The sequence below is a fragment of the Thainema salinarum CENA647 genome (assembly GCF_057732415.1).
Window position 1 is genome coordinate 5,721,325 of the sequence record NZ_JBYJZJ010000022.1, and the last position, 25,829, is coordinate 5,747,153.

The 25,829-nt window shown below is 50.4% G+C and carries 22 protein-coding genes and 1 pseudogene; 12 read left to right on the forward strand and 11 right to left on the reverse strand.

The features are described 5' to 3' along the window. Positions 1-60: 60 nt before the first annotated feature. Positions 61-735, forward strand: a complete 675-nt coding sequence (locus tag AC286M_RS31850; RefSeq protein WP_488208228.1) for an HAD family hydrolase — start codon at positions 61-63, stop codon at positions 733-735. A gap of 142 nt (positions 736-877) precedes the next feature. On the opposite strand, the gene AC286M_RS31855 is transcribed toward AC286M_RS31850, so the two are convergent. The 5 genes from AC286M_RS31855 to AC286M_RS31875 all read right to left on the reverse strand — a co-directional run bounded on the left by AC286M_RS31855 (position 878) and on the right by AC286M_RS31875 (position 6,441). Next, positions 878-2,140 (reverse strand): SufS family cysteine desulfurase, encoded by a 1,263-nt coding sequence (locus tag AC286M_RS31855; protein ID WP_488208229.1) that lies wholly within the window; start codon positions 2,138-2,140, stop codon positions 878-880. 92 nt (positions 2,141-2,232) lie between these two features. Beyond that, on the reverse strand, positions 2,233-3,561 hold the full coding sequence (sufD, locus tag AC286M_RS31860) for a Fe-S cluster assembly protein SufD (RefSeq protein ID WP_488208230.1): 1,329 nt from the start codon (positions 3,559-3,561) through the stop codon (positions 2,233-2,235). Then, positions 3,558-4,349: a Fe-S cluster assembly ATPase SufC gene (gene sufC, locus AC286M_RS31865; RefSeq protein ID WP_488208231.1), complete on the reverse strand. Its 792-nt coding sequence runs from the start codon at positions 4,347-4,349 to the stop codon at positions 3,558-3,560. Before sufC ends, sufD begins: the two co-directional genes overlap by 4 nt. Before the next feature lie 114 nt (positions 4,350-4,463). Continuing rightward, positions 4,464-5,906 carry a Fe-S cluster assembly protein SufB gene (sufB, locus tag AC286M_RS31870; RefSeq protein WP_488208232.1) on the reverse strand — a complete coding sequence of 481 codons (1,443 nt, stop codon included), beginning with the start codon at positions 5,904-5,906 and terminating at the stop codon, positions 4,464-4,466. Positions 5,907-6,075: 169 nt separating this feature from the next. Further along, positions 6,076-6,441: a ferredoxin thioredoxin reductase catalytic beta subunit gene (locus tag AC286M_RS31875; RefSeq protein ID WP_488208233.1), complete on the reverse strand. Its 366-nt coding sequence runs from the start codon at positions 6,439-6,441 to the stop codon at positions 6,076-6,078. Positions 6,442-6,760: 319 nt separating this feature from the next. Between AC286M_RS31875 and sufR the strand changes: the two genes are divergently transcribed. Continuing rightward, entirely contained in the window at positions 6,761-7,450 is a 690-nt protein-coding gene (sufR, locus tag AC286M_RS31880; protein WP_488208234.1) for an iron-sulfur cluster biosynthesis transcriptional regulator SufR, read from the forward strand. A gap of 255 nt (positions 7,451-7,705) precedes the next feature. Then, positions 7,706-8,395, forward strand: a complete 690-nt coding sequence (gene ispD, locus AC286M_RS31885; protein WP_488208235.1) for a 2-C-methyl-D-erythritol 4-phosphate cytidylyltransferase — start codon at positions 7,706-7,708, stop codon at positions 8,393-8,395. 12 nt (positions 8,396-8,407) lie between these two features. Here ispD and AC286M_RS31890 read toward each other — a convergent pair whose 3' ends face one another. Both AC286M_RS31890 and AC286M_RS31895 read right to left on the reverse strand, forming a co-directional pair. Further along, complete coding sequence (locus AC286M_RS31890) at positions 8,408-9,604, reverse strand: 5-(carboxyamino)imidazole ribonucleotide synthase (protein WP_488208236.1); 1,197 nt, start codon at positions 9,602-9,604, stop codon at positions 8,408-8,410. A gap of 116 nt (positions 9,605-9,720) precedes the next feature. After that, positions 9,721-13,173, reverse strand: coding sequence for an ATP-binding protein (locus AC286M_RS31895; protein ID WP_488208237.1), 3,453 nt, complete (start codon positions 13,171-13,173; stop codon positions 9,721-9,723). 1,092 nt (positions 13,174-14,265) lie between these two features. Here AC286M_RS31895 and AC286M_RS31900 point away from each other — a divergent pair. The 4 genes from AC286M_RS31900 to AC286M_RS31915 all read left to right on the forward strand — a co-directional run bounded on the left by AC286M_RS31900 (position 14,266) and on the right by AC286M_RS31915 (position 18,104). Further along, positions 14,266-14,976: a response regulator gene (locus AC286M_RS31900; protein WP_488208238.1), complete on the forward strand. Its 711-nt coding sequence runs from the start codon at positions 14,266-14,268 to the stop codon at positions 14,974-14,976. Positions 14,977-15,332: 356 nt separating this feature from the next. Beyond that, positions 15,333-17,015, forward strand: a complete 1,683-nt coding sequence (locus tag AC286M_RS31905; protein WP_488208239.1) for a SpoIIE family protein phosphatase — start codon at positions 15,333-15,335, stop codon at positions 17,013-17,015. Between the two features lie 3 nt (positions 17,016-17,018). Continuing rightward, entirely contained in the window at positions 17,019-17,441 is a 423-nt protein-coding gene (locus AC286M_RS31910; RefSeq protein ID WP_488208240.1) for an ATP-binding protein, read from the forward strand. Positions 17,442-17,519: 78 nt separating this feature from the next. Then, the gene (locus AC286M_RS31915; protein WP_488208241.1) at positions 17,520-18,104 is read left to right on the forward strand and encodes a hypothetical protein; all 585 of its coding nucleotides are present in this window, start codon (positions 17,520-17,522) and stop codon (positions 18,102-18,104) included. A gap of 195 nt (positions 18,105-18,299) precedes the next feature. On the opposite strand, the gene AC286M_RS31920 is transcribed toward AC286M_RS31915, so the two are convergent. Further along, positions 18,300-18,512: a peptidoglycan-binding domain-containing protein gene (locus AC286M_RS31920; protein WP_488208242.1), complete on the reverse strand. Its 213-nt coding sequence runs from the start codon at positions 18,510-18,512 to the stop codon at positions 18,300-18,302. Positions 18,513-18,547: 35 nt separating this feature from the next. Here AC286M_RS31920 and AC286M_RS31925 point away from each other — a divergent pair, with 35 nt between their 5' ends. Both AC286M_RS31925 and AC286M_RS31930 read left to right on the forward strand, forming a co-directional pair. Continuing rightward, complete coding sequence (locus AC286M_RS31925) at positions 18,548-18,919, forward strand: helix-turn-helix domain-containing protein (protein WP_488202941.1); 372 nt, start codon at positions 18,548-18,550, stop codon at positions 18,917-18,919. Positions 18,920-18,941: 22 nt separating this feature from the next. Then, a pseudogene (locus AC286M_RS31930) lies at positions 18,942-19,502 on the forward strand (IS630 family transposase); the annotation flags it as partial. A gap of 15 nt (positions 19,503-19,517) precedes the next feature. Here AC286M_RS31930 and AC286M_RS31935 read toward each other — a convergent pair. The 3 genes from AC286M_RS31935 to AC286M_RS31945 form a co-directional block, all read right to left on the reverse strand. Beyond that, positions 19,518-19,823 carry a peptidoglycan-binding domain-containing protein gene (locus AC286M_RS31935; protein WP_488208243.1) on the reverse strand — a complete coding sequence of 102 codons (306 nt, stop codon included), beginning with the start codon at positions 19,821-19,823 and terminating at the stop codon, positions 19,518-19,520. Between the two features lie 421 nt (positions 19,824-20,244). Next, positions 20,245-20,742, reverse strand: a complete 498-nt coding sequence (locus AC286M_RS31940; RefSeq protein ID WP_488208244.1) for a peptidoglycan-binding domain-containing protein — start codon at positions 20,740-20,742, stop codon at positions 20,245-20,247. A 162-nt stretch (positions 20,743-20,904) separates the two neighbouring features. Further along, positions 20,905-21,189 (reverse strand): DUF427 domain-containing protein, encoded by a 285-nt coding sequence (locus AC286M_RS31945; RefSeq protein ID WP_488208245.1) that lies wholly within the window; start codon positions 21,187-21,189, stop codon positions 20,905-20,907. A 231-nt stretch (positions 21,190-21,420) separates the two neighbouring features. On the opposite strand from AC286M_RS31945, the gene AC286M_RS31950 reads away from it, so the two are divergent. From AC286M_RS31950 to AC286M_RS31960, 3 genes are all read left to right on the forward strand, one after another. Then, positions 21,421-23,391, forward strand: coding sequence for an AMP-dependent synthetase/ligase (locus AC286M_RS31950; RefSeq protein WP_488208246.1), 1,971 nt, complete (start codon positions 21,421-21,423; stop codon positions 23,389-23,391). A 180-nt stretch (positions 23,392-23,571) separates the two neighbouring features. Next, on the forward strand, positions 23,572-24,021 hold the full coding sequence (locus AC286M_RS31955; RefSeq protein ID WP_488208247.1) for a YlqD family protein: 450 nt from the start codon (positions 23,572-23,574) through the stop codon (positions 24,019-24,021). Positions 24,022-24,228: 207 nt separating this feature from the next. Then, positions 24,229-25,575 (forward strand): dihydrolipoamide acetyltransferase family protein, encoded by a 1,347-nt coding sequence (locus AC286M_RS31960; RefSeq protein WP_488208248.1) that lies wholly within the window; start codon positions 24,229-24,231, stop codon positions 25,573-25,575. The last annotated feature ends 254 nt before the right edge of the window (positions 25,576-25,829 follow it).

Below are 25,829 nucleotides of genomic sequence, written 5' to 3' on the forward strand. Positions count from 1 at the left end.
TTGGAGCACCAACTACAGATCTAAAACAACACCACAACTATCATTACTTACAGCATATTCATGATTCAGGCGATTCTATACGACCTTGACGGCACTCTGGCTGACACCGACCCGATTCACTTTCAAACCTGGCAGCAGGTGCTGAAGGATCACCAGTTTGAAATTGACCATGCGTTTTATCGCCAGCACTTCAGCGGTCGGCTCAATCCAGATATTGTGCGCGACCTGCTGCCCCATCTAAGCGATAAGGCTGGCAAAGAATTGTGCGATCGCAAAGAGGCCTTATTTCGAGAATGGGCTGAACAGCAGCTTCAGCCGCTGGCCGGACTGCTGGATTTAATTGCCTGGGGCAAGACAAACCATATTAGGCAGGCGGTCGTGACCAATGCGCCGCGCCTGAATGCTGAATTTACCCTCAGCCTCTTGAATCTGACCGATGTCTTTGAGTTTGTTGTGCTGGCGGAAGATTTACCCAAAGGCAAACCCGATCCGCTGCCCTATCAAACGGCCTTGAATCGGCTGGGCCTGGAGCCGACAGAAGCGTTGACGTTTGAGGATTCTCCCTCTGGTATTCGCTCCTCGGTGGCAGCGGGCATTCCAACCATCGGCGTGGCTACGACCCACGCTCCGGAGGATATGCAAGCCCTCGGTGCTGTGATAATTGTTGACGATTTTACCGATGAGCGGATTCAAACCTTGTTCCAAGCATCGGAGACGCCTGGCGTTTTGCCATAGGGCATGCCAAACCGTTGTCTTTTTAAGCGCTACGTGGTTAGAAGCCGATAGTTTTGAGCAGCCGCGCGGAGGCGCGGCTGCTCAAAACTATCGGCTTCTAACCTGATTACGTTCAGTACAAGAGTGACAACGAGGCTGGATATTAACCAAAGATGCTGCCGAAGAAGTCCACCGCTTCTTTGAGTGCCACGATAAACGTATCAATCTCTTCCTTGGTGTTGTAGAAATAGAGGCTAGCCCGCGCTGTGGACTGGGCACCCACAACTCGGTGCAGCGGCTGTGTACAGTGGTGGCCAGCACGAATGGCGACGCCCGCCTGATCCAAAATTGTGGAAATATCGTGGGGATGAACCGCTCCGGTCGTAAATGACGCCAGCGCTGCATGACCTTTACCACCGGACTGAGGCTTCGGCCCGTAAATTGTTACGTCGGGCACTTGCTCCAGCTCTTGGAACAGATAGCTAGTCAGCTCATTCTCGTAGGCATAAATTTTGTCCATGCCGATGCCATTGAGATAATCAACGGCGGCACCGAGAGCAATCGCTTCTGCGATCGCAGGTGTGCCCGCTTCAAACTTGTGCGGCACATCGGCATAGGTGGAGTGATCCAGGAACACATCGGCAATCATCTCGCCACCACCGAGAAACGGCGGCATTTGGCGCAAAATTTCGCGCTTGCCGTAGAGGAAACCGATACCCGTGGGCGCACACATTTTGTGGCCAGAGGCAACCAGCCAATCACAGTCAATGGCCTGCACATCCAGCTTCATATGGGGGGCGCTTTGGCAGGCATCAATCAGCACTTTCGCGCCGTGCTGATGGGCCATCTCGGCGATTTGTTGGACGGGATTGACGCAGCCCAGGGTATTGGAAACGTGAACGACAGAGACTAGCTTGGTGCGATCGCACAACAGATCTTCGTACTGATTCAGATCAAACGCCTGATGCTCGTCTAGTTCGACGAACTTGAGTACTGCACCCGTTTTCTGAGCCACGATCTGCCAGGGCACCAGGTTGCTGTGGTGCTCCATGACCGTCAGAATCACTTCGTCACCCTGCTTCAGGTTGTTCATGCCCCAAGCGTAGGCCACTAGGTTAATCGCTTCAGTGGCATTGCGCGTGTAGACGATTTCTTCGCGATGGGCCGCATTGACGAAGGTCGCCACCTTATCCCGTGCTCCCTCGTAGGCATCGGTTGCCCGCGCACTCAGGGTATGGACGCCGCGATGCACATTGGCGTTGTCTTGCTCGTAGTAGTTCCGCAAGGCATCCAGTACCGCCACTGGCTTTTGGGAAGTGGCGGCATTGTCTAGGTAGACAAGCGGCTTGCCGTGAATCTGCTGATTCAAAATTGGGAAGTCCGCACGCACCTTGGTAGCGAGAGTGATGTCTTGAGCAAGGGTCATAGTGGTTGGCTTGGGTTCTAGCGAATAAAGAAACGAGCGTTACGTGAGCAGTCTAGTCGGGGTGGATCTGGAGAACGGAAAACATGAAGTCGTTAGTGAGTTTGTTCAGTCACATACTGAGTCAAGGTTTGCCGCAGTTCCGCGATCGGAATGCGATTGATAATGTCTTGGGCAAAGGCGTAAATCAGCAGGCGCTGAGCGTTGTCCTGGCTAATGCCGCGGCTCTGTAGATAGAAAACCTCATCCGCTTCCAGCTGGCTGATCGTGGCTCCGTGAGCACACTTGACGTTATCGGCCACAATTTCAAGCTGCGGCTTGGTATCAACTCGCGCCTTGTCCGACAGTAACAGGTTGCGGTTGAGCTGGCTCGCGTTAGTCAACTGAGCATTTTGTGGCACAAAAATCTTGCCGTTGAATACGGCATGGGCCTGATCATCGACAATGTTTTTCTGAATTTGATCAGCCGTGCCGTGGGGCTGACTGTAGTGAATCGCGCTGTGGGTATCTGCGACTTGCTTCCCAGTCAGCAGTGATAGCCCATACAAATTAGTTTCCGTTTGCGGCCCCGTTTGGAAGATATCGATATTGTGCCGAGACACCTGACCGCCAAGTGCGATCGCATTTAACGTATATCGACTATCACGAGCCTGAGATACTGCTGTTTTACCGATATGAAATGTTTGGTTAGTATCCCGCTGAACGCGCGTATGGTTGACCTGCGCGTTTTCATCGAGCCAAACTTCAGTCACAGCATTGGTGAACTGAGCGGTATCGCCAAAGCCGATGTAGTCTTCGACTAGCGTGACGGCACTGCTGGATTCAGCAACGACGAGAGTGCGAGGTTGAGCGAGCTGATTCGCTGTAGCTGTATTAACGAACAGCAGATGCAGAGGGGATTCAACTACCTGATTGCGCGGAATCCAGACAATCGCTGCATCTTGGAACCCTGCCGCATTCAGAGCGGTAAAGACCTCATTGCCGCCTTTTTGCTGCCCCAGATAGGTCGAGAGTTTGTCTCCCTCTAGCGCATCTAGATTGCCGACAACGACTCCATTGGGTAGATCCGCTGTTGTGGATAGTTCTGACACATAGCGACCATCGACAAACACTAGCCGCGTCTGGGATTCAGTTAGGGCGTAGCTTTCAATCTGTTTGGTATCCACTGAGCCAGAAGCGGCAACAGGATGAAACTCCGTGCCCAGCATGGCCGACAGATCAGTGAACTTCCACTCCTCATCGCGAGTCGAGGGAAAGGTTTGTTCATGGACAAGAGCAGAAGTGCGATCGCGCAGTTCATCGAGCCAATTACCCTGATCGGCGCGAACGGAACGCTCCAGAAGTCCCTTTAAGTAAGCTTGCCGCTCAGCGGCAGCTTTGCTCTGGGGTGGAGCTTGCGTTTCGGGAGAGACTTGGATGGTCATACGGCAGCCACCTCTACTTGGTTCTCTGCCAAAATCCAGTCATAGCCACGGGATTCAAGCTCTTCGGCCAGCTCCTTGCCGCCCGTGCGGAGAATGCGACCTTGCGCCATGACGTGAACGAAATCAGGCTGGATATAGTTCAGCAGCCGCTGGTAGTGGGTAATCAGCAGAACGCTGTTTTCGGGCGTTGTGATCTGATTGACGCCACCCGCTACGGTTTTGAGCGCGTCAATGTCGAGACCGGAATCGGTTTCGTCCAGAATGGCCAGCTTCGGCTCTAGCAGAGCCATCTGCAGGATTTCATTGCGCTTCTTCTCACCACCGGAGAAGCCCTCATTTACGCTGCGGCTCAAGAAGCTAGGATCCATCTTGACGACATCCAGCTTTTCTTGAATTAGTTCATCAAAGTCAAAGGAATCTAGTTCCTCTAGACCTTGCTGCTGCCGATGGGCGTTGTAAGAAACGCGCAAAAAGTCGAGGTTGCTGACGCCTGGGATTTCAATCGGGTACTGAAACGCCAGAAAAATGCCAGCCCAAGCCCGCTCTTCCGCTTCCAGCTCAGAGAGATCCTGCCCCCGGAACAAGATTTCGCCACCCGTCACCGTATAGTCGGGATGACCCGCCAAAATCTTGGAGAAGGTACTTTTACCGGAACCGTTTGGCCCCATAATGGCGTGGATTTCGCCTGCCTTAATTTCTAAATTCAAGCCTTTCAGAATTTGCACGCCATCGACCTCGGCTGTGAGGTCTTTGACTGAAAGAATGACTTCTGCGTTCTCGTTAATCACGGCTCAATCTACGTCCTAACTCGTCCTAATGGTGTCCTAAATCGTTCCTAATAGTTACTGTATGCCTTTATGCACATCAAGCGATAGCATTGACCAGCATTGAGCAATACCCAATTAACCGACTGAATTTTCTAGCTTCAGCGCTAGCAAACGATCCGCTTCGACCGCAAACTCCATCGGCAGTTCGTTAAACACGTCCTTACAGAAGCCGCTGATAATCATTGAGACAGCGTCTTCTTCCGAAATGCCGCGCTGAGCAAAGTAGAAGAGCTGATCCTCGCCAATTTTGGAGGTTGACGCTTCGTGCTCCACCTTGGATCGATTATTTTGCACCTGGATGTAGGGGAAGGTATTGGCCGAGGAGGTGTCGCCAATCAGCATCGAGTCGCACTGAGAGTAATTGCGCGCCCCTGCTGCCTTCGGGCCAATTTTGACCAGACCTCGGTAGCTGTTCTTGGATTTTCCAGCCGAGATACCCTTAGAAATAATGGTGCTGCGGGTGTTCTTGCCGATGTGGATCATCTTGGTGCCCGTGTCGGCCTGCTGATAGTTATTGGTCAGTGCTACCGAGTAGAACTCACCCACGGAGTTGTCACCTTTGAGGACGCAACTGGGGTACTTCCAGGTAATCGCAGAACCTGTCTCCACCTGGGTCCAGGAAATCTTGGAGTTAATGCCCGCACAAAGACCGCGCTTAGTAACAAAGTTGTAAATGCCGCCTTTGCCTTCCTCATTGCCAGCGTACCAGTTTTGGACGGTGGAATACTTGATTTCAGCGTTATCCAGTGCCACCAGTTCAACCACGGCTGCATGAAGCTGGTTGGTGTCGAACATGGGAGCTGTGCAGCCTTCTAGGTACGTTACCGAGCTGCCTTCGTCGGCCACAATCAGCGTCCGCTCAAACTGGCCAGACTCGCCGTTGTTAATCCGGAAGTAGGTAGACAAGTCCATTGGGCACTTGACGCCTTTAGGAATGTAGACAAATGAGCCATCACTAAAGACAGCGGAGTTGAGCGCGGCATAGTAGTTGTCGCCCGTGGGAACAACGCTGCCCAAATACTTCTCAATGAGTTCCGGATAGTCTTTCACGGCTTCTGAAACGGAGCAGAAGATAACACCTGCCTCAGCCAGCTTTTCCCGGAAGGTCGTGGCAACGGAAACGCTGTCAAAAATCGCGTCAACCGCGACGTTTACGTTAGCCAAACGCTTCTGCTCGGACAACGGAATACCGAGTTTCTCAAAAGTTTCCAGTAGAGCGGGATCAACTTCATCTAGGCTACCCAGCTTCTCTTTCTTCTTGGGCGCTGAGTAGTAAACAATTTTTTGATAATCAATCGGCGGATATTGCACATTGGGCCAGGTTGGTTCCTGCATCTTGAGCCACTGACGATAGGCTTTCAGCCGGAAGTTAAGCATGAACTCCGGCTCACCTTTCTTGGCTGAAATGGCGCGTACAACCTCTTCACTGAGTCCAGGGGGTAGAGAGTCGGACTCAATGTCGGTGATAAACCCGTACTTATACGGTTGATTAACAAGCGTTTTAACAGATGTACTCATGGGTGATTTAATGCTCTCGACTCTCTCTACGGATCTCTTGGGCTGATGATGGTTGTGGCCATCGTGGGGGGAATGTGCGATCGCACTTGATATATCGTGCTCAATTCATGAAATCTGACATATCATCACGTCGCACATCTCTTGCAAGTACTCCAAGTTAAGTAACTTATTAGTACTTGCTCGTCTCGGCCCGGATTTGTTCAAATGTAATCTCCTGGCTTTCACCCGCAAAGTCATTATCTGGGGTCAGGAACAACATACAGTGGCATTCTTTCCGCTCGCGCATGGGAACACAAGGGCAGTTCCAGAAGGCTGCGGCAACCTCAGCTTCCTTATCTTCATAATGACGGCAGGGACACAGCGGAGCACCTAGCTCCTCTTTGTGCTTGGCTAATCCCTCAATCACCACAGCCGTTACGCCTGGATCTACACAAAAGTAGGTGCCCGTGCGCTTGGCATAGGTTTCTGAGAAGTTGCGCATCGCCTCAAGATTTTTATCGGATGCTTGCTTTGCTTCTGTCGGTACTGAATTCATTTCGATCAGGTGCAGGACAACCAGTTAATTTTATAATTAAAGCAACAACTCTATTGCTTATATCTATTGTAGGCTACTTTAGAAACATAAAAGTTGTCAAAGTCCAGCCGAACCTTTTTTGAGGCGGTACCCCGTACTTGGTCTGTGTGAATTGCTCAGTTATTCATGAGGCAATGCCTGCTGTATCGGCTTTGCACCAAGGTTTACAGCGAGTAGTCACAGTTCAGTACGATTCGCCTCAATTACCGTAAATCGCGCAGATTAAATTGCGGCAGGCCAGTCGGTACGCACATCAGTACGCACACATATGGGGAAGACAATGTCAACGACCCAGTCTACTTCGACAAAGCATGACATTCTGGAATATTTGCTGAAACACGGAGAGGCGAATGCCCATGATTTAGCGGAGCATCTGGATATCAGTCCGCAAGCGGTGCGCCGCCACTTGAAAGATTTGGAATCGGAATCCCTGATTCAGCACCACGCAATTCAAGAAGGCATGGGGCGACCCAATCATAAGTATTCTTTGAGCCAAGAGGGACGCGATTGCTTTCCGGCTCAGTACGATGAATTTGCGATTTCGCTGCTGGATACGCTAACGGAAACCGTTGGCCAAGAGCAGGTTGGCACCATTCTGCAAAAGCAGTGGGAGCGCAAAGCCAAGGAGTATCGCGAGCACCTGGGTCAGCAGCCGTTAGCCGAACGAGTGGCGGCACTGGTGGAACTGCGGCGCGCCGAAGGCTACATGGCCGAGTGGTATCGGGTGGAAGAAGATGAATCTGAGGCATCTGAGCCGTCTGAACCGTCTGAGTCGTCTGAACCCAAATTCATCATCACAGAATATAACTGCGCTATTTCGCAAATTGCGGAATCGTTCCCAAACGTCTGCGACCACGAACTGGATATGTTTCGGGTTGCTCTAGATGGCTGTTTTGTCGAGCGAACTCACTGGATCGTCAACGGCGAACACCGCTGCGGCTATTTGATTAAGGCAAAAAATGATCAGTAAGGGCGAATGGCGTAGAGGGCGAATGGCCATTCGCCCCTACAAGGTTATGTCGGTCTTGTAGCCCTTCTTTGTAGGTCGGGTTGAGGTACGAAACCCGATGAATTCAGTGATTTTTTGAGAATGTCACCTTGTGCTGTTGGGTTTCCTTCGTCAACCCAACCTACGAATTATGACTAATGTGGTCAGGCTTGTGAGTTAATGGGCTTATGGCAAAACGGCTTCAGAGCCGACACATTTGAGGGATCGAGGAAAACTGTGCATTTGTTAATTCCAGCGGCGGGCATGGGGCGACGGATGAAGAGCGATCGCAACAAGCTGCTGCTGTCGCTGCTTGGCCGACCACTGATTGAATGGAACCTGCGGGCGATTGATCAGGCTGAATCGATTACCTGGATTGGCATTATTGGCCAACCGACGGATCAGCCGGATTTAAATGCGATCGCAACCAGTTTGAACCTGAGTAAACCTGTTGAGTTTATTATTGGCGGCGCGACTCGGCAGGAATCGGTCTATAACGGGTTGCAAGCGCTGCCGGATGATGCGACGCACGTGCTGATTCACGATGGCGCTCGCTGTTTGGCCACGCCGGATTTGCTCAACCGCTGTGCGGCAGCGTTAGCAACTTGTCCCGGACTGATTGCCGCTGTGCCCGTTAAGGACACGATCAAAGTGGTAGACGATCAGCACCGGATTAAAGACACGCCCGATCGCAGCTATTTGTGGGCAGCGCAAACGCCCCAGGGCTTTGAAGTACGGACGCTGAAGGATTGTCACGAAAAAGGTCGTCAACTGGGCTGGGAAGTGACCGACGATGCGGCATTGTTTGAAAAATGCGGCTTGCCCGTGCAGATTGTCGAAGGCGAAGAGACAAACTTGAAAGTGACCACGCCCGTTGATCTTGCGATCGCAGAATTTATCCTCCGCCATCGCCAGGACTCGGTCTAAGACAGGTAAGTGTCATTGAGCCTTGCCATACCAAATCTGCTCCGCCTGACCCGCAAGCTGACGTGCCCGATCCCAGTTGGGCTGATCGAGCAGAATCGTGACGTGGCCCAGTTTGCGTCCGGGTCGGGAATCTGCCTTGCCGTACCAGTGGACGGCTGCGCCCGGAATTTGGGCAAGCTGCTGCCGCCGTTCCGCGTAATCGGATTGGGAATATTCAAAACCGAGTAAATTGACCATCACTGCCGCTTGGCAGTTTTTGAAGGCAACGCTGCCCAAAGGATAGCCACCAACGGCGCGGAGCTGCTGCTCAAACTGGGAGGTTTCGCTGGCATCCAGCGTGTAGTGGCCGGAATTGTGGGTGCGGGGGGCAATCTCGTTGACTAAAACGCGATGATCAGGTGTCAAAAAAAGTTCAATGCCGAAGATGCCCACCACGTCTAGCTGCGTCAAAAGTTTTTTTGCCATGTCTTGTACCTGATCTGCGATCGCAGATTCAACATGGGCCGGAGCAAAGACGCGATGACAAACCTGATTTTCCTGCTCGGTAACCACGACCGGATAAACGGCAATTTCGCCAGACCGCGATCGCGCCGCCATGACCGCCAGTTCAGCCTGGAACGGCACAAATTCTTCCAGCAGCACCGGGGCATAATTCAGCTTTTGCCAAAGTTGAGCGAGGTCGTCCAGCGTTTTCAGAATGAACGTGCCCTGACCGTCATAGCCGTGCCGTCTGGTTTTCAGCACGACTGGAAAGCCCAGTTCCGTCAGCCGATCCGCATCGTCCTCATCTTCCAGCGTGATAAATCGCGGCGTTGGTAGCCCAATCGACTGGAGATAGCAGCGCTGGTCATACTTATCCAGCAACGGACGCAGCGCATCTAGCCGAGGACAAAACAGCGTGCCCGCCTCTTCTATCGGCGCTAACCGATGCAGATCAATAAATTCATTCTCAAACGTAATTACATCACAGCGCTGGGCTAAATTTGCCGTTGCTTTGGCATCCGCTACCGGAGCCAAAATCGTTTCGGTTGCGATCGCAACTGCTGGATCGCTCGCACTTGGTGTTTGAATAATCAAATCGAGCTGAAGTGCTGCGGCCCCATCTGCCATCATCCAGGCCAACTGCCCACCGCCAATCACTCCGACTCGACGCGCGGGAGCAGTGCTAGAGAACGTTTGAGCAACAGAGTCAGGTCGCAGAGAAGTCATAAGTCGGATGCAAAAGTGAGGCTAGCAAGGTCGGTATTATAGCAATTGCTTGGGGAAATCTGAGGAAGGGAGATGGGCTGACGCATCACGTCAGCCCATCTCCCTTCCTTAAGTGTTTATGGATTCGACGACGTTAGCTCTGAGTCATCAACGACGACGTGGCGGGGCAGCTCAATCCGAAAGGTAGAGCCCTGTCCTAACGTACTTTCAACTTCAATCTGACCGTTCATAATCCGCACCAGCCAGTCAGAAATGGCCAGCCCCAGCCCCGTACCTGAATAGTGACGGGTCATAGTCTGATCGGCCTGACGAAACTCGTGAAAAATCGCTTCTAAATCTTTTTGATCAATGCCGATGCCGGTATCTTTAACGGTGATGATAATCGTATCGGTGGCCTCATTGTGGGCGAGATGAATATTAACTTCACCCACTTCAGTGAATTTGATGGCATTGGAAATGAGATTGACCACAATCTGGCGTAGCCGCTTGCGATCATTGACCACATAGGGGTTATTGAGATGAGTCTGGGTAATCAGCTTGAGCTGTTTTTGGGCAGCTAGCGATCGCAATTCAGCAACCGTGCTTTTGACCAAGCTGCTGAGATTAAATTCTTCTAAATTCAGCTTTAATCGTCCCGCTTCAATCTTGGACAGATCCAAAATGTCATTAATCAAAGACAGCAAATTTTTGCCGTTATTCAAAATGCGCTGCACCATATCGAGCTGGGCCGGCTGAAGCGGGTGCTGGCGCTGGCGCAGCAGCAGTTGCGAGAAGCCAATTACGGCATTCATGGGGGTTCGCAGTTCGTGGGACATGGTGGCGAGAAACTGGGATTTCAGTCGCGAGACTTCCTGGAGCTGTTCATTCTGCTCCTGAATTTGCTGGCGATGCTGTTCGAGCTGGGCATTTTGCTGGGCCAGTAGCTCGTTTTGGTGAGCCAGTTGGATTTCGCGTTCTTCAAGCGCCTGAATCAAACGGGCATTGCTCAGTGCGATCGCAGCTTGTTCCCCAAACGCCATCAGCAGCTTCTGATCTTCCGGCTTAAAGACCCGATCGTTTTGCCAGTTGCCCACGGCCAGCACGCCTAAGCGCCCTTCATGGGACGACTCAATGGGCACCGCACACAGCGCCGACGGCACCTGTACATCTTCTGACACATCCACCGCCGCCGCCACCTGGATCAATAGCGGTTCGCCCGTGCTGTAAACCTGACCCAACCAGCCCTGGCCAACATCAAACCCCTGCTCGGCATCAATTCTCTCCACGTTATGGCCTGTAGCTGCCGTAATTTCCAGCTGTTGAGTTTGCTCGTTGTGCAGCACAATCAGACCAAATTCGGCCACTGGCAGCGCTTCTTGAATCGAGCGCACCATCACCTGCAGGAGTTCGGGTAAGTCTGCCAGCCGTTGATTCAGCAAATTGGTCAACTGCTGCAGCGTCTGCATTTGCTGCTGCTGTTCGCCCAGAACGACAATGGCGCGACGCAAGCGATCGCTAGCGTCTTGGGCCTGACGATAGAGGCGAGCGTTTTCGACAGCCAGTGCCGCGCGCCGCGCCAAATCTTTCGCTGGCACCAGATCGAGCTCGTCATAGGTGTGGTTGGGCTGCGTAGTAATCAGCGACAGCGCCCCTAGGATACGCCCTTGAACCATCAGCGGTGCAACAATGACCGACTGAAAGCCAAGCTGCTTCAAAATCTGGAAATGCTCATCATTTTGCGCAATGGTTCGCTGAACATCGTCGGAGATAGACGAGATGAGCTGCGTTTCCCCCGTTTGAAGCGCCGTGCGAATCGCCTGATGGCGTTCGAGCGTGGGCGGATAATCTCGCAGTTTTTCAATCAGATTGACATTAAGATTAGGGCCAGAGTGAGCCGTGGCTACCCGTTCAAACATGCCGTCTTCGCGGACAACATCAATGACACAGAGATCAGCCAGATAGTCCACGGACAGTTGAGCAATACGCTGAAGCGTGGTTTCGTAATTGAGCGAGGTGGCAAATAGCGTACTGGATTCCGACATCAGTCGTCGATACTGCTCAATCCGGCGCTGCTCTTGGATATTACGTGCGATCGCAACAAAGCGTGGCTGTTCACCTGATGGAGCCACAAACTGAATAAACAGCTCCACGGGCAGTAGCTGCTTTTCATGGGTGTAAAAAACCGTCTCAATCGTGTAGGAGGAGAGATTGCCCTGGCGCAGCGTTTCCAGAATCGGGTTGAGTCGTCCCTGCTCCAGCGTCGGAATCAAGTCCAAAAGCCGCATTTGAAAAAACTGATCTTCCCCATAGCCCAACTGCCGAATTGCACCCTGATTCACGTAGAAAAACTGCAGGCTCACTGGCTCGAACATGAAAATGCTGTCCGCACTGAGATCGAGCGTGGTTTTGAACTGGCTCAGCGCGATATTGGCTCGCCGCAGCCGTTCGCGAGCCTGGTTCTGTTCCGTTACCTCAACGGCATGCACAAAAATGCCGTCCACCTGTCCCTGGTGGTCATAGGTTGGCAAGTGAACAAAGTTAAAATAGGCTGTCCGCGCACCAAAACGACCTGTACTAAATTCAACTTTGACATTGTTGCCCACCAGCGGTTTATTCGTGCGATAAACCTGGTGCAATTGATCCAAAAAGCCGTGATCCACAGCTTCCGGCCATACTTCAGCAATGGGGCGACCAATTACGTCATCCATACCCACAAACTGCCGATAGTAGGTATTGGCAAACTGGTGAATAAAGTCGGTTCCTTTCAGCCAGCAGATAATCGCTGGAGCCTCCATCAGAACTGATTGAAACGATGTCGGTGCTGATGTGGACGCTACATTTTGGGTCGGACTCTGGATGAACTGCTCTGAAGGAAGGGGTTGGGAAAAGGGCTGAGAAGCTGCGATCGCAGTTGACTCCAGTTCTGGCTCCAGCCCTGCGGGCATCTCCGCTGGCGTCTGGACACACTCCGTTGGCCCAGCCCCATCTGCGTAGCTATCAATGTAACCATCAGCTTGATGTCCATCAGGATAAGTGACATCACGAGTGTAGGAAGCTGACTCAGCCGCCACAGAGTGAGAAGCCTGAGAAATTTGAGGCGTTTGAGATGTTAAGGAAGAAGTTGCGATCGCATTCTGAAACCGCTGCTTGAGGCGCTCAATATTGGTAAAGGTGCCAACCCACTCGACGACCCGACCATCAGTATCATAGACAGGCACCATCTGCATCCAAAACCACTGATAGCAGCCATCGAATCGTTGCAGCCGCAGCTCAAGACCTTGGGACGGATCACCATTAGCGTTAGCCCCATCACCTACAGCAGACGCATCTACTCGGGGAGGACAGCATTGTCTCACCCGCTCAACGTCATCAGCGTGAATCCGCCGCAGTACAGACTCAACGTCATAAGATTGTCTAGATTCTCCGCGCCCATCCCCGCACTCAGACGAATGCTCCTCAGCATTGCCCTCCAGATAAAATTGCCAAGCTGCATTCCAGTCTTGAGCCTGGCCGTGATTGTCTACAATCCACACAAGCTGTGAGAGAGCCTGTAGCCGCTGTTGATACTGTCCCGGCCTATCTTGTTCCATCTCTACTCATTTACTCAATACTGGGGCTGAATTCTGCGATCGCTTAGCTTGGTGGCTGAATCCTGATGTTGATGCTGCTGTTAGTTTTGATACGAACCAAGGCTAAATATTTGGTCTGACGACTAAATACGACAACTAAATACTAGTACTGGCCCAATAACAGCGGTTAACAGTAGATCTACTCATCATTCTGTACCTTGTATCTGGCTAAACTAACACCAGAAGAAATAACTTGCTATCCACTTGTGGTAGCAAATTAGCTCTTAGAACTGTTTGGCGTCGGTCAGCATGATAAGCCTATCTATAGTCCGTATCCACCTTATCCATATGGTGCTTATCTATAAAAATGCTTGTCCGTACTTATTCAGTGATCTAAAACTAAACATCTAAACGGGCTTTATGCTTCTGATTTGATACTGAGTTTGATAACAGGTCAACGACTTCGGAGTTTATTACCAGCATAGTTGAACCCGCTCCGACTGCGTTAGAGCCGAAAGTCTGAGATATAAATCTGATCTTAGATAGATTACGGTGCGCTTCAAACTTGTTTATGATCAGCCCGTTGAGATGAATACTCATTGTTATTCAGACCAAACAGTGCTGCAATATTTTTCCTACAATGTTTTTGCCCTGGTGAGGATACTGATTAGATTGTGGTGGAGGTCAAGATTAGAATAGCTGCTGAGTTCGTATCTTGAAACACATCTTTCAAGTCGAGAATTAGCAAGAAATTGGCAAAGCTTTGAGGAGCTCCCAATCCAGCTAATGTTTTTTCAGGTTAAGATGTCAATCTAAACTGACTCATTTTCTCACTAATGGTTCATGCTGGTTAGTGAAACTGGATAATAGAAATTGATGGGTAGAAAGTGAACTGAGCCTATCTCAATCATAACTTCTGCTTTTTGATACAAACCTAGGCTACAGGCGAGCTGAGCCTAGTTAAGCAAAGGGTCATGAAGTAAAAGCTACCGCACCGCAATAGCGGCGATGGAGATTAGCGCATCAAGATCGACGATCCTCACTGGCTCCCACTAGCATAGAAAAAATTTTGGGGTTACTGTTTTTTCGTTACGCAAAGGCACAGATAAGGCTATGGATGACATTCGCGTTGTTCTCGTTGAAGATCACGATTTGACCCGTGTAGGTATGCGGACTGCGTTACAGCAAAAAAATGGCATCATCGTGACAGGTGAGGCTCCCGACGGACGGCGGGGACTCGACTTGCTGAGAACAGCTCGGCCAGATGTAGCGATTGTTGACATTGGCCTACCCGATATGGATGGTGTTGAGCTAACGCGACAGTTCAAGCAGTTGGCAGAAGAGCATGAAGAGATCAAAACTCGAATTTTAATATTGACGCTGCAAGATAATGACGAAATCGTGCTGGCAGCTTTTGCGGCTGGAGCGGATTCCTACTGCATGAAAGATGTCAGCTTGGAGCGTCTTGTAGAAGCGATCAAGATTACTAATCAAGGAAATAGCTGGATTGATCCCGGCATTGCCAAGGTGATCTTGAAGCAAACGAAGCAGGCTCAGCCGGAATCCGCAGATATCGGTACTGTAGCAATTGACGCCGCTCAACCTGAGTATGCTCAGATGCTAGAAGCCTATCCGCTGACAGAGCGGGAGCTGGAAGTCCTGGAGCTAATCGTAGAGGGCTGTAGCAATGCTGCGATCGCAGAAAAGCTCTATATTACCGTTGGTACCGTTAAAACCCACGTTCGTAATATCCTCAACAAGCTCTGCGCCGATGACCGGACGCAAGCAGCTGTTCGAGCCTTACGTGCAGGTTTAGTTGGCTAAATGTTAATTCAACAAAATAAAGTGGGCATTCTTGAAGTTACGACGATAGAATGCTCACTTTTTTTTGGATATTACTTTGGATATTGCCTAGACATCGAATGATATTAGATTTGTTCAACCGACTTGAGTAGCTGCATTTGTATCCTCACAGCTTGCCGCCAAACCCAGAATGAACACTTTGTCATCTGGATAGGATAGCCAGTTTTTACTGTGGATTCAGCATTACAGATGTAGCAAGTGAGGAGAACGTCTTAACATAGGTGGCGAATGTCATAAAGTTTGGGGAGTTGTAACCGTCTCTCTGGCGAATGTCCCCCTTGATTCCAAGCCCCAACATCCCAGCAGAGGGAAAATGCATGAGTAGAGACTCTGACTGCAAGCTAAAGTTAATGGTTGTCGATGACGAACCGGATAACCTGGACTTGCTTTACCGCACGTTTCGCCGTAACTTCAAGGTCTACAAAGCGGACAGTGGACCAAACGCACTGGCGACCTTAGAGCAAGAAGGAGAGATGGCGATTATCATCTCTGACCAGCGGATGCCTCGAATGAACGGCACCGAATTCCTCAGCCGCACAGTTGAAGCTTATCCCGACACCATTCGGATTGTGCTGACGGGCTACACGGATGTCGAAGATCTGGTGGAAGCCATTAACTCCGGCAAAGTTTTCAAATACATCACCAAACCCTGGAGTCCGGAAGAACTGAAAAACGTCGTTCATCAGGCCGGGGAAACGTATCGGGTCTTAAAGCAGCGCACCAATGAACTGAACCGCGCCCTCAGGCGTGAATCTCTGTTCAATGCTGTGATCTCGGCAATTCGCGAATCGCTCGATTACCACAGCATGCTGCAAACTGTAGTGAATACGCTAGGGCAAACGTTTGAAGCCGAACAGGCCATCCTCTTTCCCATTGATGCACCACGGTTAACAGATAAAGCCTTTTTCTATCCTGGCAGTACTACCGAGGATGTTCTACAGCAGACACGGTCTGAGCTGACGGAAACTTTAGCCACATTTCTCAGTCAGTCTGCTGATCAGTCAAAGCAAATTCACATTTTGGCACAGGACAGCAGTGAGGCGAATGCAAAGCTAGCGGTCTTAATTGCCGATCAGCAGGAGTGGCTAGCGCTGCTCGATCTACAGCGACCGTCTGGTCAAGACTGGTCGGATGAAGATGTCAATCTCATTCGCGAAGTGGCCGAACAAGCAGCACTGGCGATTTCTCAGGCCAAGCTTTACCAAACTATTCAGATCCAAACGCAGCAGATGCAGGCTGAACTGGAGGTAGCCCGCCAAATTCAGAGCAATTTACTGCATCAAAGCTGGCCCGAATTTGAGCAGATCAAGGTGCAAGCCTGCTGCCATCCGGCACGAGCCGTTGGCGGTGACTTTTTTGAGGTTTATCCCCATTCTCAGGAAGATATCTGGCTAGCGGTTGGTGATGTCTCTGGCAAGGGCGTTCCGGCAGCATTATTTATGGCGAGCGCACTGTCGGTGCTGCGGCGAGAACTGTCTCAGGAGGTTTCACCGGAGCCGGATATAGTAATGCGCAACCTCAATCAAGGCCTGTCGAATGACCTGATTAGCAATAACTGCTTCATTACGATGGTGCTAGCTCGCTATCGACCTTCACAGCAGCAGCTGGTATATGCCAATGCAGGGCACATTTATCCCATGGTTTGGCCTCATCAGAAGCTGAAAGCGCAACCTCCAGAGGAGAGAAAGACAATTGAACCGACTTATTTGAAAGAAAGAGGGATTCCTTTGGGCATTCTACCTGTATGGCAAGCGAAGTCTGGAACAATCTCGATGTCTCCTGGTGATGTTGTGTTGCTCACAAGTGATGGAATTACTGAAGCAACCGTTGATGGACATCAGAACCACTCCGCTTCTGGCATGTTGCAGCAAGAAGGGTTGTGGCAAATTATTCTCCAGCATCCGGATGCTTTGAATTTAGATAAACTCTTGTCCATCATTCAATCCAACACGTCCATGCAAGAAGATGATCAAACCATTTTGTCACTGGAGGTCCTGTAGTCCATGAGAACTGAGCTCCACGTTCCAAGTGATTTGAAATTTCTTTCAATTGTTGAAAATTGGCTGCTAGGTTCGTTAGAAGCCGAACTAGGAGAACAGGTTGACTGGCCGAAGCAGTCGAATCGACTCCGACTCGTTTTGGTGGAAGCTTATTCCAACGTAGTGCGCCACGCCCATCGTGACCAGCCCAACTTGCCTGTATTAATGCGATTAGAGCTGCATGGACGGGATCTGTCGCTGGAAATCTGGGATTACGGCGGCGGATTTGATATTTCAACCTACCTGCCACCTAGCCCCGAAGATCGGCAGGAAAATGGCTATGGCTGGCTGATTCTAAATCGGCTGATGGACAAAGTGGAGTATCGGTTACAGGTCAATGGTCAAAACTGCCTGAAGCTAGAAGCCAGTTTGGCCCAATCCGAATAGTATATTCATCATGGCTGGTTGTCATGCTGAAATTAGTTGAAATGTTGAAATAAGCGGTTTTAACCGTATGTTGAGGTCATGGGACGCGATGCAAAATTAAGGAGACAGCGGCGGGAACAGCGACACGACCAGCCCACTGGCGATTTAGATCAAGCCAATGCGCCTACGACAGAGCGCTCCCCATTTCAGAATTTGGAAGAGTTCAACCAGGTAGAAGTGCCTGCGATCGCACCTGCCACTTCAGCGTCTGAATCCTCCTCGCCATCTTGGCTGGAACGTTTATTACCCTTTAAGCGTGCAGCTAATAGTACGCTTTATCAGTCTGGTCAGGAAATAGGCGAATTTTTTGACACCTATCAAACAACCTTAGGTGCGATCGCATGGCATGGTTACAAAACTCAGGGGCGCGGCTTTGTGTTGGCAACTCCGACCCAGCACGATACAGTACAACTGCGCTATGTGAGTCGTAAGACGCTCAAGCAATTTATCCAGCCAGAAAAACGGGCCATCTGTCGCCAAACGATGGAAAGCTACGATCCGCAGGCTGAGGTGATTCTTGTGCTTTTTGCGTCTATGGGTGATATGATGCTGCATTCACCTGAGGCAACCGAGCCGTCACCTCAGGTATGCTACCAGCAGTGGCGAGAGCAAGAGGCAGACTGATTCCAGCGCTACTTTTTTAGCCATTTTTCTGCAAGTTGTCGGAAACTTCAGCTTCCGAATTGAAGTCTTAATTGAAGAGAACCCTAATGTTTAACCTCAATTCACTTGGATTGAGGTTTTTTGCTTGAGTAGATTATAAATTCTTCTCACCTCCGACCCCTCTCCCGGCGGGAGAGGGGAGCAAAAAACAAGCTATCAAGCAGCAGGCTCGTCAACGTAGTACAGCAAATAACCGTGCTTGCTTAGACCTTGCCAGGTGCGATCGCCAACAATACCATCGGCAGCCAAACCGCTATTTTGCTGGAAGGCTTTCACCGCATTTTCAGTTGTTGCACCGTAGAAACCATCAATCGCGCCGCTGTAGTAGGTCGAAAACTGAGTATGGTTTTCAACTATAGCGGTTTGCAAAATTATGCAGTACGCTCGTTTGTACTGCTTTGGTCATGCCTATGCGTCCCCACTCCGCTGATTTACGTCACCGTATCGTCACCCTTTACGAGCAAGGTGAAGGATCCATTCGACAATTAGCCAAGCGCTTTCAAGTGAGTCAAGATAGCGTCCGTCTGCTTGTGAAACAGTATCGAGCTACCGGAAGCATCGCCCCCAAACCCTATGTCGGCGGTCCTCAACCCACGCTTCAAGCCAGTCACCATGAGGTGTTACGGGAGCTAGTAGAAGCGGATAATGATGCCACGTTGGCCCAACTGGCTGAGCGCTTAGCCGCCCGAACCGGCATCCAGGTGAGCGGTAGCACCATCAGTCGCACCCTCAGCAAACTGGGCATCACGCGAAAAAAAAAGTCTCAAGGCCAGTGAGGTCTATAGCGAAGCAAAACAGCAGCAACGCTATGACTACTGGCAAAGCATTCGGAATGTAGCCGTCGAAGATTTGGTGTTTCTTGACGAAACGGGAGTTAACTTGGCCATGGTGTTGCTGTATGCGCGCGCTCAACGAGGTCAACGGGCCTATGCCCAGCAACCGAAAGGCCGTGGCAAAAACCTCACGATCCTCGGTGCCATGAGCCTCAAGGCTGGGTTCCTTGAGGGCCTCAGCTTTACGGGTGGCACGACAGGCGATGTGTTTTTGTGGTTCATCGAAACGCTTCTCTGTCCACTCCTATGGCCGGGAGCGGTCGTGGTGATGGATAATTTGCCTGCCCATAAAGTGGACGGCGTCAGGCAAGCCATTGAGGCCGTGGGGGCACGAGTGATTTATCTGGCTCCTTATTCCCCAGATTTCAATCCGATTGAAAACCTGTGGTCAAAGTTGAAAGGGTATTTGAGAGCCGTTGAGGCACGAACTCCGCAAGCCTTGCATGAGGCGATCGCTCAGGGGCTTTCTCTGATCACCTTAGAAGATGTGCGTCACTGGTTCACCCACGGGTGCTACTGTGCTTAATCAATCTGCACACCGCTATAAGTACGTCAAAATCGTTTGCACAATTCGGACTTCTTCCTGACGACTACCCCGACGCAGCACAGGCATATCAACTGGCGCACCGGAATACAGCGCTCGCCAGGTCTTATTACCCACGATGCCATCATTTTTCAGAAAATGGGTGAGCTGGTAATCCTTCACACAGCCTTCTGTCCAGGCACCGAAGATGCCATCTACGGGCAAACTGTAGTTGTAGTGATTAAGTAAGCGCTGGAGTTCTTCAACGTCCCGGCCACGAGAACCCAAGCGGAGCGTCGGTTTTTGAATAGTTGTTGCAGTCATGGTTTCAAACCCGAATGTTTAATGATTGACATGCAATAACCTCAGCTCACTGCGATCGCATTTCGTAGGGTGATCCTCCCCCACAAGGGTAGGATTTTGGATCGCACCCATTTCTATTTTGATCTATAGCGGTTCTAGATCAGAACGAGAAAGGAGAGCGCCTCAGGCTGAGGCAATCTCCTCTCTCGTTTTCTCACTCTTAACTGGAATTACTACATAGCTGTAGCCAGCTAAGTTAGGACATGGACGTTGTTGTGGTACGGCAATGCCGCGCCACAACAACGTCCTGACCCATATCGCTATAACTAGCCCCATAAAGCAGGAAGGAGAGATAGGTTTGCCCTATCTCTCCTTCCTGTTCAGCAATTGCTACGGTAGAAGCAAGATGTACGGTCTTAGTTAGCAATCACTCAGTAATCACTTAGCAACCACATTGTTGGTAATACAACAAATAACCGTGTTTGCAGAGACCATACCAAGTGCGATCGCCAACAACACCGTCAGCGACTAAACCACTACGGCGCTGGAATTCTTTGACGGAACTTTCTGTAATCGAGCCATAAATGCTGTCAATCTGCCCCATATAATAAACAGAAAAATCTGTATCATCTTTAATCAAATTAGCCAAAATCGTCTGAACAATCTTGACTTCTTCTTGACAGCATCCTAGACGCAACATTGGCATATCAACTGGCGCACCAGAATAAAGCGATCGCCACGTTTTATTGCCAACAGTCCCATCATTTTTCAAGAAGTGAGTAAATTGGAAATCTTTTACACAGCCTTCTGTCCAAGGCCCGAAGATACCGTCAACAGGTAAGCAATACTCGTAGTGATTGAGCAAACGCTGAAGTTCTTTAACATCGTCACCACGCGAACCTAAACACAATGTTGGTTTTTGAAGAGTTGTTGCTGTCATGACTGCAACCTCCAATATTTGATGGTTGACATCTATAACTTCAACAATTGACTCCAACATTATAAATAGGAGTTAAACAACTATATTTATTGTGATATTCCGCATTGTAAACATGAACAAGCTCAGCGTTTATACGTACAATCTACTCGCCGCCAACTTAGGCTATTTTTCAACTTGTACGCCCCGCCAAAAAGCAACATAGCCTTTAATATTTTGAGCGGCACTTTTTGGATCTGGATAGTACCAAGCGGCGTCCTTATTTTCCTGACCATCAACGACGATTGTGTAGTAGCTGGCTATCCCTTTCCACGGACAGGTGGTGTGGGTATCACTCGGTTGAAAATAGTCTTGATTGATCGCATCAGGCGGAAAATACTGGTTGCCTTCGACGACTTCACACTGGTCGCTCTCAGCTAAAACCGCTCCGTTCCACATTGCTTTAGGCACGATAAACCTCCAAATCGAAGACAAATTTGAGAAAATTGGTTCTAACCAATTCGCAATCCTAAGACAGATGAAGTTCTGTCCCGCTTTTTGCGCTACTCATACTGTAGCTGGATAGGATAAAACCGTGTCAGATTAATTGACTCATCAAAATTGCTTGTTTACCATAAATCTCTTTCTATACAAAGTCAGAGATAAACCCTTATTTGGATTTCAGCCCCTAGGAGTACCACCATGATTCAGGCCGCTGGTTCAACCCCACTGCGAGGTCGCAGCATCACAGAGATCAAAAATCTCACGAATTACCGTGAGATTCAATCCATTCCGGAAATGTGGCCGATTGCTGCCAGCCAATATGGCAACATCACGGCCCTACACGACCCGCACAGCGAACCTGAAATCAAGTTTTCCTACGCTGAACTCAGCCAAGCTATTCAGCAGTTTGCTGCTGCGCTACAAGCACTGGGCATTCAGGCCAATGACCATATTTCCCTATTCTCTGAAAATTGTCCCCACTGGATGGTGGCCGATCAGGGCATTATGACTGCTGGTGCTGCTGATGCGGTGCGGGGTGCTCTAGCGGATCGGGATGAACTGCTCTATATCTATTCTCACAGCGACAGTGTGGCGTTGGTTGTGCAGGACAAGGCTACGCTGGACAAGCTACAACCCCAACTGACGGAGCTATCGCCTCGGTTTGTTGTGCTGCTGACGGATGAAGCAGTTGAACCCGATACCCCTTTCAAGCTGCTAAATTTCACTCAGTTTATGGAGCTGGGAGCGAATCAATCCGTAAAACTAGCTCCTCGTCAGCCCAGTGATTTAGCCACGCTCATGTATACCTCTGGCACGTCTGGACAGCCGAAAGGGGTGATGTTGACCCACGGTAATTTGCTGTCGCAGGTGTTTGGTGCAAGTGAAGTTGTCCAGCCGAATAAAAGCGATCGCATTTTGAGCATTCTGCCTATCTGGCACTCCTACGAGCGCTCGTTTGAATACTTCACCCTATCTTGGGGCATCACTCAGATTTACACCAACATTCGCCACGTCAAGAAGGATCTGCAAACCTTCAAACCACGCTATATGGTTGGCGTGCCGCGTCTTTGGGAATCGATTTACGAAGGGGTGCAAAAACAATTTCGTGAGCAACCGGCCAAAAAGCAAAAGCTGATTCATTTCTTCCTCAATGCCAGTCAGCAGTACATTGAGGCCCGGCGAACAGCCAATAACGTCAACCTCAATCGGCTCCATCCATCCCAGACGGAGCGCATGATGGCAGGGTTAAAAGCGAGCTTTCTGGGTATAGTGCATGGTCTGGGCGACAAAATGGTCTACCAAAAAGTTCGCAATGCAACGGGTGGCAATATTGACTTTCTGGTCAGCGGCGGTGGCTCATTGGCTGAACACCTAGAAGACTTTTTTGAAATTATTAATGTGACGATCCTGGGCGGATACGGTCTGACTGAAACCTCCCCGATTACAAACGTGCGGCGACCTTGGCGCAATCTCCGCAGCGCAGATGGTCAACCGTTACCGAATACGGAAATTTTGATTGTCGATCCGGAAACCCGTAAACCAGTACCCAATGAGCAGCAAGGACTGGTGCTGATTCGGGGGCCACAGGTGATGAAGGGCTACTACAAAAATCCAGAGGCGACCCAAAAAGTCCTCGACCCAGACGGCTGGTTTGATAGCGGCGATTTGGGCTGGGTGACGGATCAGCAAGATTTAATCATCACGGGTCGAGCTAAGGACACGATTGTCTTGACGAATGGCGAAAATATTGAACCACAGCCGATTGAAAATGCCTGTGCCCGTAGTGCTTATATTGACCAGATTATGCTGGTGGGACAAGATCAGCGATCGCTTGGAGCATTGGTTGTCCCCAATCTGGAAGCGCTCCAGCAGTGGGCTCATCAGCAAAATCTACATGTCAACCTGCCCGAACAGCCTGCCAGCGATGCACCAGCGGGGATGCAGGTGATTGAGCTAGACAGTAAGCCCGTACGGGATTTGATCCGCCAAGAACTGACGCACCAAGTCAAGAATCGACCTGGCTATCGGCCTGACGATCGGATTGGGCCATTCTGCCTGCTGGCTGAGCCATTTTCCATCGAAAACGGCATGTTGACCCGGACGCTAAAAGTCCGTCGTCAGGTCGTGAATGAACGGTATCGCGGTATGATTGACGGGATGTTCTCTTAGATGTTGAGGTGCGATCGCACAGTCACTTTGGTTGACCCAAACCTGAATATAGTGAACTGTTCGATACCACCTAAATTCATTTCATATACGTAAAGGAACCAACAAATCTCATTTTGGTTCTCGTATATGTGTGTGATTTTTAGATAAAAGCTGCTCATACATTGTCACGCAAAGGTACTCATGGAAGGTTCTCAGTCTCAACTGCTCTTAAAGCGGGCCGTTAACGTTAAAGCCATCGTCACTCCCCTCTGGAAAGAAGAAGTTCAAAAGCAACTTCAGAACCAACTGAATCAAATTGACAATCAGTTACAGCAGTTGGAAATGCAAGGACAGCGCGTTGCGGCTGAACTGCAAAAGCAAACCCCCCAGGGCGGCGAAGCGGCGGTACAACAGCAAATTTCCAACGTTCAAAACCAGGTTAATCAAAAGAAGAGTGGCCTGCTTGAACAGAAGAATAAAATTCTGCAACAGCTCCAGCAGGTACAAATGCTGGAAATGGATAAGGAAGTTTCTCAAGGCCAAATCGAGAGCTTTTTCCGAGTTGAAAAAGGCGATAACCTGATCAAGAAACTCCAGGTTGAAATTTTGCTCCGGGACGGCGTCATCGAAGATATTCGGGGCGAATTGTAAGTCTTTTCCTCACCTTAGCCCTCTCCCAGTGGGAGAGGGTTAAGGTGAGGAAATTCCGAGATATGAGAAGATATAGAATCTAGGCGCATCGCGCTATTTTTTGAATCTTAAGCACTGCTGTCCCATAAAGTCGTGCGTCAAGATACAATGCTTTCTTGGCGGTTTTGCCATGCTGTCGTTTGTAGGAAGGGATTCGGAAGCCACCCCATGATTCACGAAGTTTTCATGCCCGCACTTAGTTCAACCATGACCGAAGGCAAGATTGTCTCTTGGGTCAAATCGCCAGGAGATAAGGTTGAACGAGGCGAAACTGTGGTCGTTGTTGAGTCAGACAAGGCCGATATGGATGTCGAATCCTTTCATGAGGGCTATTTGGCGGCGATTGTTGTCGAAGCGGGTGAGACGGCGGGTGTCGGAAATGCGATCGCATTTCTAGCCGAAACCGAAGCCGAAATGGAAGAAGCCAAACAGCGGGCAGCGGGTGGCGGATCGGGTGCTTCGGCTAGCGCCAGTGCTTCTGCGGGAGAATCTGCGGCTCCGGCGGCTACTCAGACTGCGGCCACTGAAACTCAGGTCGCAGCCCAAGACGTAGCCCCTCAAAATGGCAACGGTGCAGCACCTAGCGGACGATTGATCGTCTCTCCTCGCGCCCGCAAATTGGCAAAGGAATTGAAAGTTGACCTAGATTCTCTCGCGGGCAAAGGCAGCGGGCCGCACGGTCGCATCGTGGCGCAGGATGTCGAAACCGCTGCAGGCCGAGCGCCGACAGCAGCACCAACAACCACGACTCCGGCAGCTGCAACCAGTATTCCTACTCCCAAACCACCCAGTACCCCGGCTCTCGCCCCAGCCGCAGCTGCTCCATCGCCAGCCGCCACTCCGGGTCAGGTCGTGCCGTTCAACACGCTCCAGCAGGCAGTTGTTCGCAACATGAACGCTAGCCTGACGGTGCCCACGTTCCATGTAGGCTACACAATCATCACTGATGAGCTGGATGCACTCTACAAGAAGATTAAGTCTAAAGGCGTGACCATGACGGCGCTACTGGCAAAAGCCGTGGCAATGGCGGTACAGAAGCATCCTCTGGTGAATGCAAGCTACACCGATCAAGGCATTCAGTACAATGCCGATATTAATATTTCTGTTGCCGTAGCAATGGAAGGCGGCGGCCTGATTACCCCCGTTTTGCGCAACGCGGATCAGATTGATATCTACTCTCTGTCTCGCACCTGGAAGGATTTGGTCGCTCGTTCTCGAACAAAGCAACTCCAGCCGGATGAATACAGCACCGGAACGTTTACGCTGTCGAACCTGGGTATGTTTGGCGTGGATCGCTTTGATGCCATTCTGCCAACGGGTCAGGGATCTATCTTGGCAATCGGTGCGTCTCAACCTCAGCTAACGGCTACGCCGGACGGCATGATGGCGGTGAAGCGACAAATGCAGGTGAACATTACCTGCGATCATCGCATCATCTACGGTGCAGACGCAGCGGCCTTCTTGCAAGATTTAGCGAAGATTATCGAAACGGATACTCATTCGTTGACGCTGTAACAAGTAGCCGATCGTCTGAAATACAAAACTAAGCGCCAGCCAAATGAGACAGTTCATTTGGCTGGCGCTTAGTTTTATGAGTGTAGTTTTTGGGGCAGTCTTAAACTTATGAGCTACTGATTGGGTAGTTGATCATGAGTAAATCATGCAACGTAAGTTAACGATTTATGGACTTAGAATTTATGAAATTTAGAGATATTCCATTGAAGGGGGTGGGGAAGTCCTTTGGGGAGATGCAGGTGTAGGTAACTTCC

Bases quoted from the DNA above. Each gene is read 5' to 3' on its own strand.
- AC286M_RS31955 (WP_488208247.1), top strand. From the start codon at position 23,572: ATGGAAGGTTCTCAGTCTCAACTGCTCTTAAAGCGGGCCGTTAACGTT.
- AC286M_RS31895 (WP_488208237.1), bottom strand. From the start codon at position 13,173: ATGGAACAAGATAGGCCGGGACAGTATCAACAGCGGCTACAGGCTCTC.
- AC286M_RS31935 (WP_488208243.1), bottom strand. From the start codon at position 19,823: ATGACTGCAACAACTATTCAAAAACCGACGCTCCGCTTGGGTTCTCGT.
- sufB (WP_488208232.1), bottom strand. From the start codon at position 5,906: ATGAGTACATCTGTTAAAACGCTTGTTAATCAACCGTATAAGTACGGG.
- AC286M_RS31900 (WP_488208238.1), top strand. From the start codon at position 14,266: ATGGATGACATTCGCGTTGTTCTCGTTGAAGATCACGATTTGACCCGT.
- AC286M_RS31925 (WP_488202941.1), top strand. From the start codon at position 18,548: ATGCCTATGCGTCCCCACTCCGCTGATTTACGTCACCGTATCGTCACC.
- AC286M_RS31940 (WP_488208244.1), bottom strand. From the start codon at position 20,742: ATGACAGCAACAACTCTTCAAAAACCAACATTGTGTTTAGGTTCGCGT.
- AC286M_RS31890 (WP_488208236.1), bottom strand. From the start codon at position 9,604: ATGACTTCTCTGCGACCTGACTCTGTTGCTCAAACGTTCTCTAGCACT.
- sufD (WP_488208230.1), bottom strand. From the start codon at position 3,561: ATGACCATCCAAGTCTCTCCCGAAACGCAAGCTCCACCCCAGAGCAAA.
- AC286M_RS31875 (WP_488208233.1), bottom strand. From the start codon at position 6,441: ATGAATTCAGTACCGACAGAAGCAAAGCAAGCATCCGATAAAAATCTT.
- AC286M_RS31850 (WP_488208228.1), top strand. From the start codon at position 61: ATGATTCAGGCGATTCTATACGACCTTGACGGCACTCTGGCTGACACC.
- AC286M_RS31950 (WP_488208246.1), top strand. From the start codon at position 21,421: ATGATTCAGGCCGCTGGTTCAACCCCACTGCGAGGTCGCAGCATCACA.
- sufR (WP_488208234.1), top strand. From the start codon at position 6,761: ATGTCAACGACCCAGTCTACTTCGACAAAGCATGACATTCTGGAATAT.
- AC286M_RS31915 (WP_488208241.1), top strand. From the start codon at position 17,520: ATGGGACGCGATGCAAAATTAAGGAGACAGCGGCGGGAACAGCGACAC.
- AC286M_RS31905 (WP_488208239.1), top strand. From the start codon at position 15,333: ATGAGTAGAGACTCTGACTGCAAGCTAAAGTTAATGGTTGTCGATGAC.
- AC286M_RS31910 (WP_488208240.1), top strand. From the start codon at position 17,019: ATGAGAACTGAGCTCCACGTTCCAAGTGATTTGAAATTTCTTTCAATT.
- AC286M_RS31960 (WP_488208248.1), top strand. From the start codon at position 24,229: ATGATTCACGAAGTTTTCATGCCCGCACTTAGTTCAACCATGACCGAA.
- AC286M_RS31855 (WP_488208229.1), bottom strand. From the start codon at position 2,140: ATGACCCTTGCTCAAGACATCACTCTCGCTACCAAGGTGCGTGCGGAC.